The sequence below is a fragment of the Pseudomonas sp. KH_046_2 genome (genome assembly GCF_057838985.1).
Genome location: NZ_CM174480.1, coordinates 3,935,717 through 3,954,879, shown reverse-complemented (window position 1 = coordinate 3,954,879; position 19,163 = coordinate 3,935,717). Strand labels below are relative to the sequence as shown.

At 62.2% G+C, this 19,163-nt stretch carries 16 protein-coding genes; 8 read left to right on the top strand and 8 right to left on the bottom strand.

Going from position 1 to position 19,163, the window contains the following annotated elements; translation table 11 throughout:
• Window positions 1-62 precede the first annotated feature (62 nt).
• Window positions 63-965 (bottom strand): LysR family transcriptional regulator, encoded by a 903-nt coding sequence (locus tag AC3IX1_RS17895; protein ID WP_489385212.1) that lies wholly within the window; start codon window positions 963-965, stop codon window positions 63-65.
• Window positions 966-1,164: 199 nt separating this feature from the next.
• Here AC3IX1_RS17895 and AC3IX1_RS17890 point away from each other — a divergent pair, with 199 nt between their 5' ends.
• From AC3IX1_RS17890 to AC3IX1_RS17860, 7 genes are all read left to right on the top strand, one after another.
• On the top strand, window positions 1,165-2,664 hold the full coding sequence (locus tag AC3IX1_RS17890; RefSeq protein ID WP_489385211.1) for a purine-cytosine permease family protein: 1,500 nt from the start codon (window positions 1,165-1,167) through the stop codon (window positions 2,662-2,664).
• A complete protein-coding gene (locus AC3IX1_RS17885) occupies window positions 2,661-3,503 on the top strand; it encodes a nitrilase family protein (RefSeq protein WP_489385210.1) in 843 nt (280 codons plus the stop codon). The genes AC3IX1_RS17890 and AC3IX1_RS17885 overlap by 4 nt, the downstream gene beginning before the upstream one ends.
• An 88-nt stretch (window positions 3,504-3,591) precedes the next feature.
• Window positions 3,592-4,614, top strand: coding sequence for a helix-turn-helix transcriptional regulator (locus AC3IX1_RS17880; protein WP_489388759.1), 1,023 nt, complete (start codon window positions 3,592-3,594; stop codon window positions 4,612-4,614).
• Window positions 4,615-4,815: 201 nt separating this feature from the next.
• Complete coding sequence (locus AC3IX1_RS17875) at window positions 4,816-6,612, top strand: amidohydrolase (RefSeq protein ID WP_489388758.1); 1,797 nt, start codon at window positions 4,816-4,818, stop codon at window positions 6,610-6,612.
• Between the two features lie 18 nt (window positions 6,613-6,630).
• Window positions 6,631-8,370, top strand: a complete 1,740-nt coding sequence (locus AC3IX1_RS17870; RefSeq protein ID WP_489385209.1) for an amidohydrolase — start codon at window positions 6,631-6,633, stop codon at window positions 8,368-8,370.
• A 107-nt stretch (window positions 8,371-8,477) separates the two neighbouring features.
• Complete coding sequence (locus AC3IX1_RS17865; RefSeq protein WP_489385208.1) at window positions 8,478-9,218, top strand: TorF family putative porin; 741 nt, start codon at window positions 8,478-8,480, stop codon at window positions 9,216-9,218.
• A gap of 46 nt (window positions 9,219-9,264) precedes the next feature.
• Window positions 9,265-10,653 (top strand): purine-cytosine permease family protein, encoded by a 1,389-nt coding sequence (locus AC3IX1_RS17860; RefSeq protein WP_489385207.1) that lies wholly within the window; start codon window positions 9,265-9,267, stop codon window positions 10,651-10,653.
• Between the two features lie 138 nt (window positions 10,654-10,791).
• On the opposite strand, the gene AC3IX1_RS17855 is transcribed toward AC3IX1_RS17860, so the two are convergent.
• The 7 genes from AC3IX1_RS17855 to AC3IX1_RS17825 form a co-directional block, all read right to left on the bottom strand.
• Complete coding sequence (locus tag AC3IX1_RS17855; RefSeq protein ID WP_489385206.1) at window positions 10,792-11,508, bottom strand: L,D-transpeptidase family protein; 717 nt, start codon at window positions 11,506-11,508, stop codon at window positions 10,792-10,794.
• Window positions 11,505-12,263, bottom strand: coding sequence for a M15 family metallopeptidase (locus AC3IX1_RS17850; protein WP_489385205.1), 759 nt, complete (start codon window positions 12,261-12,263; stop codon window positions 11,505-11,507). Before AC3IX1_RS17850 ends, AC3IX1_RS17855 begins: the two co-directional genes overlap by 4 nt.
• 33 nt (window positions 12,264-12,296) lie before the next feature.
• The gene (gene lipA / locus AC3IX1_RS17845; RefSeq protein WP_489385204.1) at window positions 12,297-13,286 is read right to left on the bottom strand and encodes a lipoyl synthase; all 990 of its coding nucleotides are present in this window, start codon (window positions 13,284-13,286) and stop codon (window positions 12,297-12,299) included.
• A 144-nt stretch (window positions 13,287-13,430) separates the two neighbouring features.
• Window positions 13,431-14,687 carry a serine hydroxymethyltransferase gene (gene glyA, locus AC3IX1_RS17840; protein WP_489385203.1) on the bottom strand — a complete coding sequence of 419 codons (1,257 nt, stop codon included), beginning with the start codon at window positions 14,685-14,687 and terminating at the stop codon, window positions 13,431-13,433.
• Between the two features lie 31 nt (window positions 14,688-14,718).
• Window positions 14,719-15,102, bottom strand: a complete 384-nt coding sequence (gene gcvH / locus AC3IX1_RS17835) for a glycine cleavage system protein GcvH (RefSeq protein WP_489385202.1) — start codon at window positions 15,100-15,102, stop codon at window positions 14,719-14,721.
• Between the two features lie 402 nt (window positions 15,103-15,504).
• Entirely contained in the window at window positions 15,505-17,013 is a 1,509-nt protein-coding gene (locus tag AC3IX1_RS17830) for a sigma-54-dependent transcriptional regulator (RefSeq protein ID WP_150671676.1), read from the bottom strand.
• 69 nt (window positions 17,014-17,082) lie between these two features.
• Window positions 17,083-17,997 (bottom strand): LysR family transcriptional regulator, encoded by a 915-nt coding sequence (locus tag AC3IX1_RS17825; RefSeq protein ID WP_489385201.1) that lies wholly within the window; start codon window positions 17,995-17,997, stop codon window positions 17,083-17,085.
• A 151-nt stretch (window positions 17,998-18,148) separates the two neighbouring features.
• Between AC3IX1_RS17825 and speB the strand changes: the two genes are divergently transcribed.
• Window positions 18,149-19,150, top strand: coding sequence for an agmatinase (gene speB / locus AC3IX1_RS17820; RefSeq protein ID WP_057714206.1), 1,002 nt, complete (start codon window positions 18,149-18,151; stop codon window positions 19,148-19,150).
• The last annotated feature ends 13 nt before the right edge of the window (window positions 19,151-19,163 follow it).

Below are 19,163 nucleotides of genomic sequence, written 5' to 3'. Positions count from 1 at the left end.
TGCTCGCGAAGGCGTCATTACTGCCAGCATTGGCGTCGACTGACCCACCGCTCCCACTGGACCTACACCGCTCCGAAAATCTCGATCAGCTCGTTCAGGAACGCACTCACCAGATCCCGCTGCCGCGCCGAATGCCGCACCGCCGCATGAAAGCTGACCTCATAGCGCAACAGATCCGGGTTCAGCGGATGCAACTGTCCCAGCTGTTCATGGCGGGTCGCGTAGTGCTGCGGCAGAAACCCCAGGTGCTGGCCGGACAGGATCAGCAGGGCCGCGCCGTCCATGCTGTCGGTGAGCACGGTCAGGCGCTCGATGGACGTGGGGGCCGGCATTTCCGGCAGCGGATGGCTCGGCCAGACCCAGTCGAACCCTCTGACATCTTCCCGGGTCAGTGCGCCGACCTTGCCGAACAGCGGGTGCGAGGGCGCGCAGTAGGCAATCTGGGTTTCCGGGAACAGCGGGAAATAATCGATGCTGGGCAAGCGATGCCAGAAGTAACCGATGGCCAGGTCGATATGGCCGTTGATGATTTTTTCTTCCAGCAGCGACGACGACAGCTCGGTGAAGTGGAAGTACAGCCCTTCGTGCCGCGCCCGCAAACGGGCAATGGCCTGGCCGATTTTCCTGTTCGCCACCGGATCGATTTGCCCCAGCAGGCCGATGTTGATGCTGCCCGAGACTTTGCGGTTGATGTGCTGCACCTCGACCCGAAAACCCTCGGCCGCCGCCAGCAAGCGCCGGGCCGCGTCGATGAACTGAGTGCCTTTGGGCGTCACCGAAAACCCGCCGCGCCCGCGTTCGCACAAGCGGAAACCGACCCGGGCTTCCAGCGTCGCCAGCTGCGCGCTGATCGTGGGTTGCGTGGTGTTGAGGGCGGATTGCGCCGCCGAGATGCCGCCCGCCTCGACGACGGTCAGAAATACCCGGATCAGGCGCAGATCCAGCTCCGTTACAGTTCCCAGCATGGGGGCTCCCGATTCTCGCTTACATAGATGTCGATCTATGTGAACAGTGTGCCTGCGATATTTTATTGCCCGGACTCACGCCCTACATTGCCGTGAAACCAGCGTCATCGTCAGCTTTTTCTGGAGTTTCACCTGATCTGGACGTCGTAGCGAGCGCTGTTACCACAAAAACAACAAACAACAGCATAGGAACAATCGTATGTCAGGTTCCCCAGTGTCTGCGCACGCCACCGAGGCGAGCGGCGGGTTGGCCATCGAAGGCCACTCCATCGACTACATCCCGGAAAACGAACGCCACGCCAAACTCAGCAGCCAGGGGCCTTTCTGGTTCCTGGGCAATTTCCACTTCTTCACCATCTCCATCGGCTTTGTCGGCCCGAGCCTCGGCTTGTCCGCGCTGTGGACCATGCTCGCCGGTGCCCTGGGCATCATGTTCGGCACCATTTTCATGGCGTTCCACGGCTCCCAGGGCCCGGAAATGGGCCTGCCGCAGATGATCCAGTCCCGTGCCCAGTTCGGCTATCGCGGAGTGATCCTGGCGTTGATGGCGACGATGTTTGTGTTCGTCGGTTTCAACGTGGTGAACATCTCGCTGATCATGAATGGCCTGGAGCATGTGTTCGGCATCGACCCGACCATCGTCGCCGTGGCCGTGGTGCTGATCGGCGCGCTGTTGTCGATCTACGGCCACGACTTGATGCACAAGGCCTTCAAGTGGGCCTTGCTGGCGACCTTGCCGCTGTACGCACTGGTGACCATCGCCCTGATGTTCGGCGCGGGCCAGGAAGGCGTCACGCCGGCGACCGACCTGGGCTTCAACTGGGTGGCCTTCGCCACGCTGTTTGCCATCGGTGCCAGCTACAACATTTCCTATGCACCCTACGTGTCTGACTATTCCCGCTACCTGCCGAAAAACACCAGCCGGGCGAAACTGATCGCCGCGGTGTTCATCGGCGCCTCGTTGTCCGGCAGCTGGATGATCGGCCTCGGCGCCTGGCTGGCCCAGGAGCTGAAAGCGGCGGATGCGCTGGTGGCGTTGAATCAGGTCGGCTCCTCAATGGTGCCGGGGCTGGGCAATCTGCTGGTGATCGTGTCGGTGGCGGGCTTCCTGCCGATCATCGCCCTCAACACCTACAGCGCCATGCTGACGCTGCTGACCGGTGTCGACTCGATCAAAAAAATCACCCCGACACCCCGCGCCCGTGTGCTGTCGATCAGTGTGATCAGCGTCATTGTGTTGACCTGCGTGCTGTCGATCAAAGGTGACGGCATCGCGTTGTTGAACACCTTCCTGGTGTTGTTGCTGTACTTCCTCGTGCCGTGGACCGCGGTCAACCTGGTGGACTACTTCTTCGTGCGCAAGGGCCGTTATGCGATCCCGCATTTCTTCACGCCAAACGGCATCTACGGCGCCTGGCAATTTCGCGGCATCGTTTCGTACCTGATCGGTTTCGCCGCCATGGTGCCGTTCTTCTACATCTTCGATGCCGCCGCCGGCAAAGAAGTTTTCGTCGGCCCGCTTGCGCGAGTGCTGGAAGGCGTGGACATCGCCTGGCTGGTGGGCCTGGTGGTGTCGGGCCTGACCTATTACCTGCTCAGCCGCTCGCTTGATCTGGCCGCCGAACGTCGGGTGATCGACGCGCTGAGCGAGAGCGACATCGTCGCCATGACCCATTCATCTACGGAGGCAGGGCGTTGAACAGCGTAAAAAATACCGTGGTCGCCTGTTGCCAACTGGCACCGAAAATCGGCGACCTGGCCTACAACCGCACGCTCACCGAGCGCGCGATTCGCCAGGCAGCCTTACAGGGCGCCCAGGTCGTGGTGCTGCCCGAACTGGTGCAGAGCGGCTACCTGTTTGCCGACCGCTTTGAGGCGCTGTCGCTGGCGGAAACCGTTGACGGTCCGACCTTGCAACTGTGGCAGGCCCTGGCCCGTGAGCTGAACCTGGTGATCGTCGGCGGATTCTGCGAGCGCCTGCCCGGTGACGAACTGGCCAACAGCGCGGCGATGATCGACGCCAATGGCCTGCGCGCGGTGTACCGCAAGGCGCATCTGTGGGATGCCGAGAAGGACATCTTCACGGCCGGCGATGCGCCACCGCCGGTGGTCGAAACGGTGCATGGACGCCTTGGCATGCTGATTTGCTACGATCTGGAATTCCCCGAGTGGGTGCGTCTTCCGGCGCTGGCCGGGGCCGATCTGCTGTGCGCGCCGGTCAACTGGCCCGACGGTCCGCGGCCGCAGACCGAGCGCCCGGCCGAAGTGCTGCGGGTGCAGGCCAATGCCTCGGTCAACCGCATGTTCATCGCCGCCTGTGATCGTTATGGCCATGAACGCGGGGTCGGCTGGGTCCAGGGTTCGGTCATCGTCGATGCCGACGGTTATCCGTTGGCCGGGCCGGCGGAGCAGGGCGGCGAGCAGATGTTGCTGGCCACGCTGAACCTCGCCGAGGCGCGCAACAAGCGCATCAGTGCGCGCAATGATCTGCACAAGGACCGCCGACCATCGTTGTACGGGTTGCACAGCGGTTTGTAACTGCTGATGTCAAAGTGCGCTGGACCCGTTCCCGAGCCTATGGCATCGTCCAGACGACAAAAACCATGCAGTGAACGGGATCGCAATGATGGAGGAGGGGATCAAGGCCGGCGACAACACGTCCATGGCCACGCTGAAGGCGTTCAATCGCTGCGTGTTGCACGTTGGACGGCTTGCGCGGGAAAGTGGCGCGTCGCGCTTCATCGCCGACGGTTTGCAGGCATTCGGTCAACTGGTGCCGTTTGCGTCGGCCTGGTGGGGCGAGATGTCTACGCCGGGTCCCAATGTCGTCCCGCAGAGCTGGATGCACGGCAGCATCAATCTCCCCGAGTCCTTTGCCGCCGAATGGCATCCGGTCGCGGCAAACGATCAGTTCTCCTATACCACCCTGAGTCAACCCGGCGAGGTGGTGCGTGATAAAGGGTTCAACGACCCGTGCGAAGCCGTCAACGATTTCGCCCGGCGTTACGATCTCTACCACTTGATGGGCATCACCTTTGAGTTGCCCGAGAGTGGCTTGATGTTCTTCGTCTGTCTCTACCGCGGCCAGCACGAACAGCATTTCGATGAACACGAGGCAGAGCTGTTTTCGGCGTTCTGTGATCACCTGTTCCAGCTATGGCGGTTTCAGGTGCAGGACATGATTCGCTTCGACACCGATGATGGTGCGAGCGACTTCGGTGTTGCTCGCCTGGACGGCAGCCTGCTGTATGTCGGTGCCCGACTGTGCACCGCGATCCAGCGCGAGTTGCCCGGCTGGAACGGTTCAATGCTGCCGGTCGAAGTTGTCTCACAGTTGCAAAAAGCGCCCTGCGTGGTTCGTTTGGGCCGCTGCGCGTTGACCCTGAGCCCCAATGCCGAACATGTCATCTTGTCCCTCGAAGCGCCATCACGGGCCGAAGGCCTGGCGCCTCGGGAACGCACGGCGGCGATGTTGTTCGCCGCCGGCCATTCCTACAAAGAAATCGCCAAACTCCTGTCCCTTAGCCCGGCGACCGTGCGTACTTACCTGCGCAATTGCTATTTGCAGCTCGGCGTGAAAAGCAAGGTGGAGCTGGGTTCGGTCCTGCGTTCGCCCGGTTCGTTGATTGAGTCTTCGCGCCGCGATTAATCGCGTCATTTCAACTATTTGCCTCACCCCTCCTCATTTGCAGAGGTCCATTCGAACGCTGCGCCCTATAGGGTAGGCCCTGTCTATACAAGGGCTGGCGCAGTCGCTTCGGGCCGCTTCAAAACAATAAGAACAGGGGTGAGGCATTTGAGACTTTCCAGGCTTTTTGTCGCCGTTGCGGCGACGACGGCATTTTCCGGCATGGCATTGGCGGCGGCACCCGCTGACACGGTCATGCGCAATGGCTACGTCTACACCGTCGATGGCCGGAGTTCCGTGCAACAGGCCATTGCCATTTCGGGCGGCAAGATCGTTTATGTCGGCAGCGATGCCGGGGTCGACGCCTACATCGGCAAGCAGACACAACTGATCGACCTGGCCGGGCGCATGCTGATGCCCGGCTTCGTCGATGCGCACATGCACCCGGGGGATGGCGGTCGCGCCATGACCTTGTGCGACCTGAAATACCAGACTATGACCCGTGCGCAGTTTCAGGCGAGCATCCAGGCTTGCCTCGATGCCGAAAAGGACAAGGGCCCGGACGTGTGGCTGGAAGTCGGCAGCTGGGACCGCATGGGCATGACCGGGCTCGACGGCGATGCGGACAAATCGACCCTGGACGCGCTCAAGACCAAGCGTCCGATCCAGGTGCGCTCCACCGACTTCCACACCGTGCTGACCAACTCTCGCGGCCTGGAACTGGCCGGCATCAACAAGAACACCGCCGACCCCGAAGACGGCAAGTACCGACGCGACAGCGCCGGCAACCCGAACGGCATCTGTGAAGACGGCGCCGCCGAATCGTTGGCCGCCGTGGTGCCGCCTGCGACCGACGCGGAAAAACTCAATCAGGTTCGCGCAGCCCTCGACGCCATGCGCCAGCAAGGCATCACCAGTTTCATGGATGCGCTGTCCGGTCCGGAAAACGGCAAAGCCTTCACCAGCCTGCAAAAGTCCGGCGAACTGACCGCCCGGGCCTTGCTGGCGATCAAGCTGGACCCGGCCGCTGCTGCCGCCGACCCGGTGAAAACCATCGCCGAGGCCAAGGCCCTGGCCAGCACCTATGACCAGGGTGAAGTGAACGTCGCGCCGGGCGTGAACATGCGCCACGTCAAACTGTTCATGGACGGCATTATCAATGCCCCGGCGGACACCGGCGCCATGTTGACCCCGTACCTGCACAACAGCGGCACCGACAAGGCGCCGAAGTGGACGCCGGGCAAGAACCTGGGCGAACTGTACTTCCCGCCGCAAGTGCTCAATCCGTTGTTGCTGCAAGCGGTCAAGGCCGGTTTCGATCCGCACCTGCACGCCACCGGCGAGCGCGCGGTGCGCGATGCACTGGACAGCGTCGCCTACGTACGCAAGGAACTGCCCGGTCAAGACTTCCGCCCGGCCATCGCCCACGCCGAGTCTGTCGACCCTGCCGACTATTCGCGCTTCAAGGCACTGGACGTCACGGCCACCATGTCGTTCCAGTGGGCGCAGCAGGCACCGTCCACGGTCGACGGCACCAGTGATCACCTTGGCGCCGAGCGATTCGAGCGCATGGAACCCTCGGGCAGCATCGCCCATGCCGGCGGCCGAGTGGCGTTTGGCAGCGATTGGCCGGTCGATCCCCTTGATGAGTTCCTGGCGCTGAAAGTCGGTGTCACCCGTTCCGGCGACCCGACCAATCCGCACAGCTATGGGCCCAAATATGCCGGGCGACTCAACACCGATCCGGCGCTGTCGCGAGCCGAAGCGCTGCGCAGCATCACCCTCAGCTCCGCCGAACAGCTGAAGCTGGACGCGGTGCTGGGTTCGGTCGAAGTCGGCAAGTTCGCTGACCTGATCGTGCTCGACAAGAACTTCATGCAGGTGCCCGAGGAGGAACTGGGCCGCAATGACGTGCTGCTGACGCTGGTCGGCGGCAAGGTCGTGTGGGCCAAGGCGCCGTTCCTGGGGCTTGCGCCACACGTGGTTTCTCAAGCGGTTACTTCCCGATCCGCCCCATAAAAACTAGAGAGCGTTCCGATGCGATTGATTCCAAACCTGTTGGCCGCCGCGCTTGCCTTGTCGTCGGTGCAGGCCATGGCCGCCGCTGACCTGGTGTTGTTCAACGGCAAGGTCTTCACCGCCGAACCCGGCCAGGCACTGGTGCAGGCTGTTGCGGTGCAAGACGGCAAGATTCTGAAAGTGGGCAGCGATGCCGAAATCAATGCCCTGGCCGATGCCAAGACCCAGCGCATCGACCTGGCGGGCAAAGTGTTGATGCCGGGCATGATCGACACCCACAGCCACCCGGTGGTGGGGGCGTTCGACAGCATGAAGGCCAATCTGCTGGACGAGGTCAAACCCTTGCCGGAACTGGAGCAATGGTTGATCGAGCAGGACAAGGCCGGTCGTGCCCGGGCCGGTGATGTGATCAGCGTGGCCGGGGTGAGTTCAGCCTACTGGGAGAAAAGCCGTGAACTGGGCAAGGTGTTCAACCAGGGACGCTGGGCGGATCAACCGATTGTCTTCAGCGGCATCGACGGGCACACCGGTTGGGCCAACAACGCGATGCTCAAGCGCCTGAACATCGACGCGGCATTGGTGAAAGGCCTGCCGGAGAAAGAGCGCAGCTTCGTCGGCCATGAAGCGGACTTCACCCCTAACGGCTACTTTGCCGAATCCCGCTGGGACGTGGTGCGCAACGGGATTCCGGCGCCCAGCCCGGAGGCCATGCTCAAGGCCGCTCGCGAGGCGGTGAAGATCAACAATCAATTCGGCGTCACCGCCTGGATGGACGCGGCGGCGAACGGCGGCAGTGAAGATTCGTTGTTCGATTTCCATGCCACAGCGGAAAGTGTCGGCGTGCTGCCGCTGTACAAGGAGCTGGCGCAGAACGGCGAACTCAGCGCCCACGTCGCCGCGTTGATGGTCACCAACCCGAAGAGCAAACCCGCCGACCTGGAAGTGATCGCCACGGTGATGAAACAGTTCGAGGGCGTGCCTAACCTGACGTTCCCCGGCGTGAAGATATTTGTCGACGGTATTCTCGAGTTCCCGGGACAAACGGCGGCAGTCGTGGTGCCGTACAAGAACAGCCACAAGGACGGTCAACTGCTGACCGACCCGGCGCACTTCGGAGAACTGGTGGTGGCGGCGGAAAAACGCGGCTGGATCGTGCACATGCATGCCGTCGGCGACCGCGCGGTGCGTGAGGCGCTCAATGGCGTGGCCTATGCGCGCAAGCTCAGCCCGACGCACGTGCCCCACAGCATCGCGCACCTGCAACTGGTCAACCCCAAGGAGTTTCCGCGCTTCAAGCAACTGGGCGTGATCGCCTCGATGCAACTGCTGTGGGCCACCAGCGAGTCCTACACCGTCGAACTGGTCAAGCCTTACATCAGCGCCTTTGCCTACGGTTACCAGTATCCCGCGCGGTCCTTGCATAACGCCGGCGCGACGATTGCCGGTGGCAGCGACTGGCCGGTGTCGAGCGCCAACCCGTTCAACGCCATTGCCCAGGCCAGCACGCGCAAGGGGCCGTTGGGCGTACTCAATGCCAAGGAAAGCATCGACCGCCAGACCATGTTCTACGCCTACACCATCAACGCGGCGAAAACCCTGCGCCTGGATCAGCAGATCGGTTCGCTGGCACCGGGCAAGCAGGCCGACCTGATCATTCTCGACCGCGATGTGTTCAAGGTCAGCGATGACGACCTGTTCGAAACCAAAGTCATGAACACCTTCTTCGCCGGCAAGCAGGTCTACGCCCCCGCGTCCTGACCTGCGTACACCCAGCACACGCAAATATCGCCAGCCCCTCGTAGCGCGAGGGGCCTGGCATCGCCATGCCTGAAATTCCCCGTACGCCATAACAACAAGAGAACTGTATGAACGCACTTTCAGCATTGACCCTCGCGACACTGGCATTGATACCCCTGACCAGCCAGGCCCTGACCCTCAACGATGATTTCAGCCTGGATATGACCCTGGGCGTCGTCAGCGATTACCGCACCCGGGGCATCTCGCAGACCCTGGGCGATCCGGCGGTGCAGGGCGGCGCAACGCTGCTGCACAGCAGCGGCCTGTACATCGGCGCCTGGACCTCCAACGTCGATTTCGGCGGCGGCTTCGACACTCGTCAGGAACTTGAGTACTACGCCGGTTACTACTGGCAGGCCACCGACGCCATCAGCCTGGATCTGGGCTACATCAAGTACGACTACCCGAAAAATGCCGAATTCAACCTCAGCGAGGTCTACGCCGTCCTCGACCTGTACGGTGTGAAGCTGGGTGCCTATTACTCCAAGGACACGCCGAACTTCTTCGGCGAGGACCAGGACACCCTTTACACCTACGTGGGCTACAAAATCGATTTGCCGGCCGAAGTCGGCCTGGATTTGCGCTTTGGGCGCAACGATGTGAATGACCCCGCGTTCTGGTCCGCCAATGGCGATAGCCGTGAGTCTTACTACGAGTGGGAAGCCAAGCTGACCCGCGACTTCGTTGGCGTCACCTGGGGGCTGAGCTATGTCGACACCGACTTGTCGAAAAGCGAGTGCAGCAGTTGGTACGGCTATGACGACCTTTGCTCGGCAACAGTTGTAGCCAGCGCAACCAAGACTTTTTAAATTCCGTCCCTGACAACAAAAACAGTTCCACATAGGAAACACCGTCATGAGTGCGCAACGCAGTCCCCTGATCGAGACCCGCTCGATCGATTTCATTCCCGAGGCTGAGCGACACGGCAGTCTCTACAGCCAGTTCACCCTGTGGCTCGGCGCCAACCTGCAAATCACCGCCATCGTCACCGGCGCCCTGGCCGTGGTGCTGGGCGGGGATGTGTTCTGGTCGCTGATCGGTTTGCTGATCGGGCAAGTGCTCGGCGGTGCCGTGGTGGCGCTGCACGCGGCGCAAGGGCCGAAGCTCGGCTTACCGCAGATGATCTCCAGCCGCGTGCAGTTCGGGGTATATGGCGCGGCGATCCCGATTGTCCTGGTGTGCCTGATGTACCTGGGTTTCAGCGCCACCGGCGCGGTGTTGTCGGGGCAGGCGATCGCGCAGTTGATCAGTGTCAGCGACAGCACCGGCATCCTGATTTTCGCGGCGAGCATCGCGTTCCTGACGATCTTCGGGTATAGGGTGATTCACCTGGTCGGGCGGGTGACCAGCGTGCTGGGCATCATCGCCTTCGCCTACCTGTTCACCCGGTTGATGACCCTCAACGACATCGGCCTGCTGCTCGACAATCGTCATTTTGGCTGGAGCACCTTCCTGCTGGCAGTTTCGCTCTCGGCGTCCTGGCAGATCGCCTTCGGCCCTTACGTGGCGGACTACTCGCGCTACTTGCCGAGCAAGACTTCGTCGTGGAAAACCTTCACCGCCGTGGGCCTCGGCACAGTGCTGGGGGCCCAGACTTCGATGGTGCTGGGGGTGTTCGCCGCGGCACTGGCAGGGGCGAATTTCCGTGGGCACGAAGTGGCGACCATTGTCGGCCTGGGCAGTAGCGGTGTGATCGCGTCCTTGCTGTACCTGAGCATTGTGTTCGGCAAGGTCACGGTGTCCACCCTCAACGCCTACGGCAGTTTCATGTGCATCGCCACCATCATCAGCGGCTTTCGTCGTCGCCTGGAAATCACCGCCCGCCAGCGCATGCTGTTTGTGCTGCTGATCGTCGTGGCGTCCACCGCGCTGGCATTGCTGGGGCAGTACTCGTTCCTCAACTCGTTCAAGTACTTCATCCTGTTTTTGCTGACGTTCTTCACCCCGTGGAGCGCGATCAACCTGGTGGATTACTACTTCATCAACAAGGAGCGTTACGACATCCCGGCGCTGTCCGATCCGAACGGGCGCTACGGTCGCTGGAACGTGCTGGGGATCAGCGTCTATGTGATCGGCGTGTTGATCCAGCTGCCCTTTGTCGACACCCATTTCTACTCCGGGCCGATGGTTGCGCAACTGGGCGGCGTGGATATTTCCTGGATCGTCGGGCTGCTGGTGCCGGGGGTGATCTATTACGCGCTGGCCAAGCCGTCGATGAGTGGCGTGGTGGTTGAGCGGGGTTAATACCGGCATTTGTGGCGAGGGGGCTTTTGTGGCGAGGGGGCTTGTCGGAACGCCGCATCGCCCCGTTGGACTGCGCAGCAGGCCCATCTTTTAGGGCCGCTTCGCGCCCCAACGGGGGCAAGCCCCCTCGCCACAGGGTTAGTGCTCAGGCAGTTTCCAACGCTCGCGCAACTGTTCGTACTGCGCTTCAGGCAGTTGCACCAGCACAGGGGATTTGCCCGGGTCCAGCCAGTCGAACAACCGCGCGATATTCGCCGGGTCCATGGCCGTACAGCCACGGGTCGGCGCCGTGGGGCCGCGCCAGATGTGGAAGAAAATGCACGAGCCGGCAGCGGGCGTGGCCGGGGTGTTGTGCTGGATGACGATGCCTTGGCGGTACAGCTCATCCGAGCGGCGCATCCGTTCGGAGCTGCTCCAGTCTTTTTCGACGACTGCTCCGTCGACCAGTTCGTTGTAGCGCGCCGAGTCGCTGTCATCCACGCATTCGATGGTCGGCGTCAGCGACAGATAGGGCAGGCGGGTTTCGGCCGAAGGCGCGTAGCCGAACGCCGTGCCCAGCTTGAACATGCCTGCCGGCGCCTTGCCATCGCCTTCCTGTTTGACCGGCCCTTCAGGTTGCCCGATATCGAGCAGCCCCTTGCCCCAGCCCATGCCGTTCTTGCCGAGCACCACTGCAAAGGGCGCTTCGAATTTCTGCAAGGTCTGCCCGTGCCGTTCATAGCGCTGGGCAGTACCCTGGATGTCATCCCAACTTTTACTGGTGACCACGATCAGTTGGTCGCTGTCGTCGAGTCCCTGGGCCATTGCGGCCAGCGGAAAAAACGCCACCAACAGTGTCTTGAGCAGAATGTTCATGGTGCAAGCGGCGTGATGGGGAAGTCCATGACGTCCGGCTTCGGCGGATTCCCGCTGTACGTGAAGTGCCACCACTCGGCCGAATAACCCACAAAGCCTTCCTTGGCCATGGCACTGGTCAGGCGCTGGCGATTGGCTTTGGCCGTGGCGTTGATCAGCGCCGAGTCGGTGTGCGCCCGCTCATCGAAGCAATCGAAACCGGTGCCCATGTCGAGCGCGCCGTCGTGCCAGCGCTGGCCGTAAGGGGCGGTGCAATCCACTGGCGTGACCGAAGGCGTCCAGGTGTCGGCGGGCAGGGCGTCGGGGCCGGTCATCGTCAGGTCGACGGTGTTGCCCCGGGAATGATTGGACACCCGGGCCACATAACCCAGGCGCCAGAAGTCCTGCTTGTCGACCCGCGGATAGAACTCGGTCTTGAGCGGGTCGCCAGGTTCGGTGGCGTAGCGGCCCATGTCCGCCACTGCGCGCCTGGGTCGATAGCAGTCGAATACCTTCAAGCCGTAGCCTTCGGCTTTCAGTGAGCTTTGCACTCGGGCCAATGCCTTCGCTGCGTCCTCCGACAGCAGACACTCTGCCGCCTGGTAGCCATCGAGCGGGTGCCCGGTGAAGTTGTGCGCGCTGGCGTAGCGGATGTCCTGCTCGATGCCCGGATCTACGCTACGCACATACACCATGTGCCCGGGTTTCGACTCGTCGGCCATGCACGGCGTGGCAAGGCTCAGGCACAGCAACAACAGACAGGGTGAACGCGACATCGGAAACGGCTCCATGCATGACCAGTCATTCCATCATGGCTTGAAACCGTCCGTACCTCCATGAAGTTGTTGATCGGCGTGATAGGACGAACGCACCAGCGGCCCGGACGCCACGTTCTTGAAACCCATGCGCGTACCTTCCTCGGCGAACCAGGCAAAGGTGTCCGGGTGCACGAAGCGCTGCACCGGCAAGTGACTGCGCGAGGGTTGCAGGTATTGGCCGAGGGTCAGCATGTCGATGTCGTGCTCGCGCATGCGCTGCATGACCTCGAGGACTTCCTCGTCGGTTTCGCCAAGGCCCAGCATCAGGCCGGATTTGGTCGGCACATGGGGCACCGCTTGCTTGAACTTTTGCAGCAGGTCCAGCGACCACTCGAAATCCGACCCCGGCCGCGCGGCCTTGTACAGGCGCGGTACGGTTTCCAGGTTGTGGTTGAACACATCCGGCGGCTCATGGGCGGTGATCGCCAGGGCCACGTCCATGCGCCCGCGATAATCCGGCACCAGGGTTTCCAGTTGAATGCCGGGGGACAGCTTGCGGATTTCCCGCAGGCAATCGACAAAGTGTTGGGCACCACCGTCGCGCAAATCGTCGCGATCCACCGAGGTGATCACCACGTACTTCAGGCGCAACTCGGCAATGGCTACGGCCAGGTTCATCGGCTCGTTGGTGTCCAGCGGCTTGGGCCGGCCGTGACCGACGTCGCAGAACGGGCAACGACGGGTGCAGATGTCGCCCATGATCATGAAAGTCGCGGTACCACCGGAAAAACACTCGCCCAGGTTCGGGCACGAGGCCTCTTCGCACACGCTGTGCAGCTTGTGCTTGCGCAGCAGTTGCTTGATCCGGTCGACCTCGGGAGAGATCGGCATGCGCACGCGAATCCAGTCGGGTTTGCGCGGGAATTCATCCGTGGGAATGATCTTCACCGGAATCCGCGCGACCTTTTCCGCGCCGCGCAGTTTGGTGCCGATTTCTACTTTGGCCGGGCTCTTGCCGGTCGATTCGACAATGGCATTCATCGTTATTTCCTTGTGCACAGAACCTGTAGGAGCGAGCTTGCTCGCGATGGTCGCCAACGATTACGCGCGCATTCAGGATTAACGCGGTGCCTTTGGGTTCTTCGCGAGCAAGCTCGCTCCTACAGGAGGGTGTGTGTTGTGTGCTCAGTCGCGGTAGACCGGGAAGTCGGCGCACAGGGCGGCCGCCTGGCGGGCGACATTGGCCTCGATATCGGCATCGCCCAGGTGATCGAGGATGTCGCAGATCCAGCCCGCCAACGCAATGCTCTGCGCTTCCTTGAAACCACGGCTGGTGATCGCCGGGGTACCGATGCGCAAACCGGAGGTCACGAACGGCGATTGCGGATCGTTGGGCACGGCGTTCTTGTTCACGGTGATGCCGGCGCGACCGAGGGCGGCGTCGGCGTCCTTACCGGTGAGGCCCTGGCGGATCAGGCTGACCAGGAACAGGTGGTTGTCGGTGCCGCCGGACACCACGTCATATCCGCGCTCGATAAACACCTGCGCCATGGCCTGGGCATTGCGGATCACTTGTGTCTGATAGGTCTTGAAACCTGGCTCCAGCGCTTCCTTGAAGCACACGGCCTTGGCGGCGATCACGTGCATCAGCGGGCCGCCCTGACCGCCGGGGAATACCGCGGCGTTGAGCCTCTTCTCCAGCTCCGGGTTGGCCTTGGCCAGAATCAAGCCGCCACGGGGGCCGCGCAGGGTCTTGTGGGTGGTGGTGGTCACCACGTCGGCGTAGGGCAGCGGGTTCGGGTACAGACCGGTGGCCACCAGCCCGGCGACGTGGGCCATGTCGACGAAGAAGTACGCGCCGACCTTGTCGGCGATCTGGCGGAAGCGCGGGAAGTCCAGGGTCTTCGAATAGGCCGAGAACCCGGCGATGATCATCTTCGGCTTGTGCTCGACCGCCAGGCGCTCGACTTCGTCGTAGTCGATCAGGCCCGTGGTGGTGTCGATGCCGTACTGCACGGCGTTGTACAGCTTGCCGGAAAAACTCACCTTGGCGCCGTGGGTCAGGTGACCGCCGTGGGCCAGGCTCATGCCCAGCACGGTGTCGCCGGCTTGCAGCAGGGCCAGATAAACCGCGGCGTTGGCCTGGCTGCCGGAGTGCGGCTGGACGTTGGCGTAATCGGCGCCGAACAGTTGCTTGGCGCGGTCGATGGCCAGTTGCTCGACCACATCGACGTGCTCGCAGCCGCCGTAGTAGCGCTTACCCGGATACCCTTCGGCGTACTTGTTGGTCAGGCCGCTGCCTTGTGCCTCCATCACCCGCTGGCTGGTGTAGTTTTCCGAGGCGATCAGTTCGATGTGGTGTTCCTGCCGCGCATCCTCGGCGTTCATCGCCGCCAGCAGTTCGTCGTCGTAGCCTTGGATCTGGTCGTGCTTGCTGAACATGGTGTGGTCCTTTTTTTGGGATTCGGGGGCTTCAGGCGTCGGCGTGTTCTGCGGTCAGGCGTTCATAGGCGTCTTGATCCAGCAGATCGCCCAGCGCCAGGACATCGACCGGTTTGAAGCGAAAGAACCAGCCTTCGCCCAAGGGGTCTTCGTTGACCAGTTCCGGGGTGCTCTCCAGCGTTGTGTTGATCTCGACCACTTCACCGTCCAGCGGCATGCCGATACTGCTGGCGGCCTTCACCGATTCGAGCACCGACACTTCAGCGCCTGCATCGAAGGCGCCCAGTTCAGGCACCTGAACGAACACCACATCCCCCAGCGCCTGCTGGGCAAACGCCGTGATGCCGACGGTGACCAGGCCATTGCTCTCGAGGCGCAACCATTCGTGATCGACGGTAAAACGCAATTGGCTCATCTCAACTCCTTATTGTTTTAAGGCTCGTGGCGGGGCGACGAGCGGGGTTGCAGGAGTGATAGCAAGGGCGGTGCCAATGTTTTTTATTTGTTTTAAATCAATGGCTTGAAGTAATTTTTTGGGACATGGGAGATTTTATCTGTATTGAAATGAATACAGGTAAACCGGGCTGTGGGCGCGGACGCCGTAATTGCGGGTGGGAAAGGTTTTGTATTGGTTTCGCTACGCTGTATCGATTTGCAGACATTGGTTCAGCGACACCGCAAGTCCTGTGGGAGCGGGCTTGCCCGCGATAGCTGACTGACATTCAACATTGATGTTGGCTGGTCCACCGCCATCGCGGGCAAGCCCGCTCCCACAGGGTTCAGTGTTTGTTGTGGGATTGTGTTCCCTCAAAAGGTATCAGGGCTTGGCGGGAATCCCGTACTTGCGCAACCGAATCGCAATCGCACTATGGGACGTCTGCAACCGCGCCGCCAGCAACCGACTGGACGGATAGCTGCGATAAAGCTGTTCCAGCAGGTTCTTCTCAAAGTCGCCAACGGCCTCTTCCAGGCTGCCGACTTCGCCGTCGTTCTGCCGCTCCACCGCCGTGCGGGCGATGTCCAGGTCGTCGATGTCCACCAGCGGGTTTTCGCAAATCGCCGCCGCGCGAAAGATCACGTTTTGCAGTTGCCGCACGTTGCCAGGCCAACGGTTGCCGAGTAGGGCGCTGAAGGTGCTCGGTGCCAAACGACACGGCGGTCGCTGGATCTGCGCGCAGGCCTGTTGCATGAAGTGATTGGCCATCAGCAGGATGTCGTGACCGCGTTCGCGCAGCGGCGGCACTTGCAGGTTGAGCACGTTGAGGCGGTAGAACAGGTCTTCGCGAAAACGCCCTTCGGCGACCATTTTTTCCAGGTCGCGGTGGGTGGCGCTGAGTACCCGTACATTGACCCGGACTTCTTTGTCGCCACCGACCCGCCGGAAGCAGCCATCGCTCAAAAAACGCAGCAACTTGGCTTGCAGGTACGGCGACATTTCCCCCACTTCATCGAGGAACACCGTGCCCTGATCGGCCAGTTCCAGCAGGCCGAGCTTACCGCCCCGTTGCGCGCCGGTGAAGGCGCCGGGGGCGTAGCCGAACAGCTCGCTTTCGGCCAGGCTCTCCGGCAGTGCCGCGCAGTTCAGGGCCAGAAACGGCGCATCGTGCCGTGGGCTGATGGCATGGCAGGCGCGGGCCACCAGCTCCTTGCCGGTGCCGGTTTCACCCTGGATCAGCAACGGCGCATCGAGGGCCGCCACCCGTTGGGCACGGGCCTTGAGCGCACGGATCGGCGGCGATTCGCCGAGCAGCGCGTCGAAGCCTTCGGCATGGTCATGGTGCAGCGCCGACAGGCGTTCGCCAATGCGATTGGGTTGATACAGGGTGAGCAGGGCGCCGGCGTCGGTGATCGGCATCGCGTCGAGCAGCAAGGTCTGGCCGCCAAGGCTGACCTCGTGCATCGGCAGGCGGAAATGCTGAGCGATCAAGGTGCGTTGCAAGTCGGCATCGTCGAACAGCGCGGTCAGCGATTCACCGGCCGGTTCGCGCCCGCAGAGGGCGATCAGCGCCGGGTTGGCCAGCAGCACATGACCTCGGTCATCCACCGCCAGCACCGGGTCGGAACTGGCGGCCAGCAATGCGTCCAGTTGCAGGCGCCGGCGTTGTCCCGGAAGGATGTCGACCATGGTCACCGCTTGCACGCCGCGCACATCGAAAAGCGCCTCGCGCAGTTCTTCGAGCACCTCGGCGCCGAGGGTCGGCGCATCGATGTAGACGTTCGGCGGCACCATCTCCACGGCGTCCAGATTGAAACTGCGTCCACCGAGCAGGGCCAGCACTTCCTGGGTGATGCCGACGCGGTCGATGAAGGTGACGTGGATGCGCATGACGGGCCTGCAAGGTTGGCGAACTAAAATCAGTATGCCCGGCAAAATTTGAATTTGGCGAGTGTCACATCACGGCTGGCCGGTTTTACGGGCGCTGGCGGCCAGGTCCTCGAGGAACGCCTGGAGGATCGGTGGCGGTGCCGGGCCGCGTCGGGTGATCACGTCGAACGGCGATTTCAGGCGCAGGCTCGCGGGTGCCAGTTGGTGCATCTCACCGCTCTTGACCCATTGGGCGGCGAAGTGCTCAGGCAGAAAACCCAGGTAGGCGCCGGAAATGATCAGGATCGCCGTGGCTTCGATGTTGTCCACGGTGGCGGCCGCCTTGCTCACGCCCAGGTGTTCGAGGTCGTATTGCTGCATGTAGCCGCGCACAACGATGCGCCCCGCAGCGACTTCTTCGAGCAGCTCCTCACCTTCGGCGTGGCTGCCGTACAACGGGTGCCGCCGCCCGCAATACAAGCCCAGGGCTTCCTGGTACAGCGGTGATTGCAGCAGGCCCGGCACATGGATCGGAAAGTGCCCGATGGCCAGGTGCAGGCGGCCGTCGAGCACCCGCTCTTCGAGTTCCGCCGGGGTGCCGACGTACACGTTCAGGTGCACGTCATGGCCCCGTGAGACGAAGCGCTGGGTGGTGCGCGGGATCGGCGAATCCGGGTCGGTGATCGTAGTGTCGATGATCCCCAGGTTGAGCTTGCCGCTGATGTGCTGCTTGAGCACGTCGGCGTCCATGCAGAAGTTTTCCACCGCCGACAGCAGGCGCTGGGTGGCTTCATGAATCGCCACGCCTTGTTCGGTCAGGCGAAAGCCGCTGCGGCCGCGCTGGCACAGCTTGACCCCGAGGCGGGTTTCCAGATGGGTCATCTGTTCGCTGATGGTCGACTGCCCGGCATTGAGCGCCGCCTGCGCCGCCGAGAAGCCGCCGCAGCGGACAATCGTGGCAAACACCCTGAGCAGTTTCAGGTCGACATCGTGCAGCTGGATCATCTTGGACCTCCGGCATGGGGATGCATCGGGAATACCGATATGAGTATCTGATGTTTAGCATTTTTTCCACGAAAACCTGCGCCCATAGTCTTTCCAACGGCGGTCGCCTTGCAGTCCGTCAAGCCGATAACAAGAAGTGGAGAGGCTAGAAATGTCGAACAACGGTTATGAATCCGGTCGCCTGAACCTGCCATTCGTGGGTCATTGCACCTTTGGCAAATCCCCGGTGTGCACCGATTGGGATGCACTGGATGCCGACGTCGCGGTGCTCGGCGTGCCCAACGACATGGGCACCCAGTGGCGCTCCGGCGCACGCTTCGGACCACGCGGGATTCGCGAAGCATCGACGCTGTTTTCCTTCGGCCACGCCGGCGCCTACGACCACGAAGACGATGTGATGTACCTCACCGCATCGGACGTGCGCATGGTCGACGTCGGTGATGCCGACATCGTCCACACCGACATGGCCACCAGCAACAAGAACACCGAATACGCCGTGCGCAAGATCCTCGACGCCGGCGTGATGCCGGTGGTACTCGGCGGCGACCACTCGGTGCACGCGCCAGTGATCAAGGCCTTCGAAGGCCGCGGCCCGATCCACATCATCCACTTCGATGCGCACCTGGATTTCGTCGATGAACGTCACGGCGTGCGCTACGGCCACGGCAACCCGCTGCGCCGCGCCTCGGAAATGAACCACATTGTCGGCATGACCCAAATGGGCATCCGCAACGTGTCGTCGTCCAACCGCGACGACTACGAAGCGGCCCACGAAGCCGGCTCGAAAATCCTCTCGGTGCGTGACGTGCGTCGCCTTGGCGTCGAGGGTGTGCTGGCGCTGATCCCGCAGAACATCAACTACTACATCACCATCGACATCGACGGTTTCGACCCGTCCATCGCCCCCGGCACCGGCACCCCGAGCCACGGCGGCTTCCTCTACTACGAAGTGCTGGAAATCATCCAGGCCCTGGCCAAGCGCAGCAAAGGCAACATCGTCGGCATGGACCTGGTGGAAGTGGCACCGGTCTACGACCCGACCGGCATGACCTCGATCCTGGCTGCGCAACTGCTGCTCAACAGCATCGGTTTCATCTTCCACGAACGTGGCAAGGTGCGGGCGGCCGCCGAGAGCGAAACCGCATCAGCCTGATCATCGAAACCAG

Excerpts from the sequence above, each read along its gene's own strand:
- AC3IX1_RS17895 (WP_489385212.1), bottom strand. The coding sequence starts at position 965 with ATGCTGGGAACTGTAACGGAGCTGGATCTGCGCCTGATCCGGGTATTT.
- AC3IX1_RS17890 (WP_489385211.1), top strand. The coding sequence starts at position 1,165 with ATGTCAGGTTCCCCAGTGTCTGCGCACGCCACCGAGGCGAGCGGCGGG.
- AC3IX1_RS17880 (WP_489388759.1), top strand. The coding sequence starts at position 3,592 with ATGGAGGAGGGGATCAAGGCCGGCGACAACACGTCCATGGCCACGCTG.
- AC3IX1_RS17875 (WP_489388758.1), top strand. The coding sequence starts at position 4,816 with ATGGCATTGGCGGCGGCACCCGCTGACACGGTCATGCGCAATGGCTAC.
- AC3IX1_RS17870 (WP_489385209.1), top strand. The coding sequence starts at position 6,631 with ATGCGATTGATTCCAAACCTGTTGGCCGCCGCGCTTGCCTTGTCGTCG.
- AC3IX1_RS17865 (WP_489385208.1), top strand. The coding sequence starts at position 8,478 with ATGAACGCACTTTCAGCATTGACCCTCGCGACACTGGCATTGATACCC.
- AC3IX1_RS17860 (WP_489385207.1), top strand. The coding sequence starts at position 9,265 with ATGAGTGCGCAACGCAGTCCCCTGATCGAGACCCGCTCGATCGATTTC.
- AC3IX1_RS17855 (WP_489385206.1), bottom strand. The coding sequence starts at position 11,508 with ATGAACATTCTGCTCAAGACACTGTTGGTGGCGTTTTTTCCGCTGGCC.
- AC3IX1_RS17850 (WP_489385205.1), bottom strand. The coding sequence starts at position 12,263 with ATGTCGCGTTCACCCTGTCTGTTGTTGCTGTGCCTGAGCCTTGCCACG.
- lipA (WP_489385204.1), bottom strand. The coding sequence starts at position 13,286 with ATGAATGCCATTGTCGAATCGACCGGCAAGAGCCCGGCCAAAGTAGAA.
- glyA (WP_489385203.1), bottom strand. The coding sequence starts at position 14,687 with ATGTTCAGCAAGCACGACCAGATCCAAGGCTACGACGACGAACTGCTG.
- gcvH (WP_489385202.1), bottom strand. The coding sequence starts at position 15,102 with ATGAGCCAATTGCGTTTTACCGTCGATCACGAATGGTTGCGCCTCGAG.
- AC3IX1_RS17830 (WP_150671676.1), bottom strand. The coding sequence starts at position 17,013 with ATGCGCATCCACGTCACCTTCATCGACCGCGTCGGCATCACCCAGGAA.
- AC3IX1_RS17825 (WP_489385201.1), bottom strand. The coding sequence starts at position 17,997 with ATGATCCAGCTGCACGATGTCGACCTGAAACTGCTCAGGGTGTTTGCC.
- speB (WP_057714206.1), top strand. The coding sequence starts at position 18,149 with ATGTCGAACAACGGTTATGAATCCGGTCGCCTGAACCTGCCATTCGTG.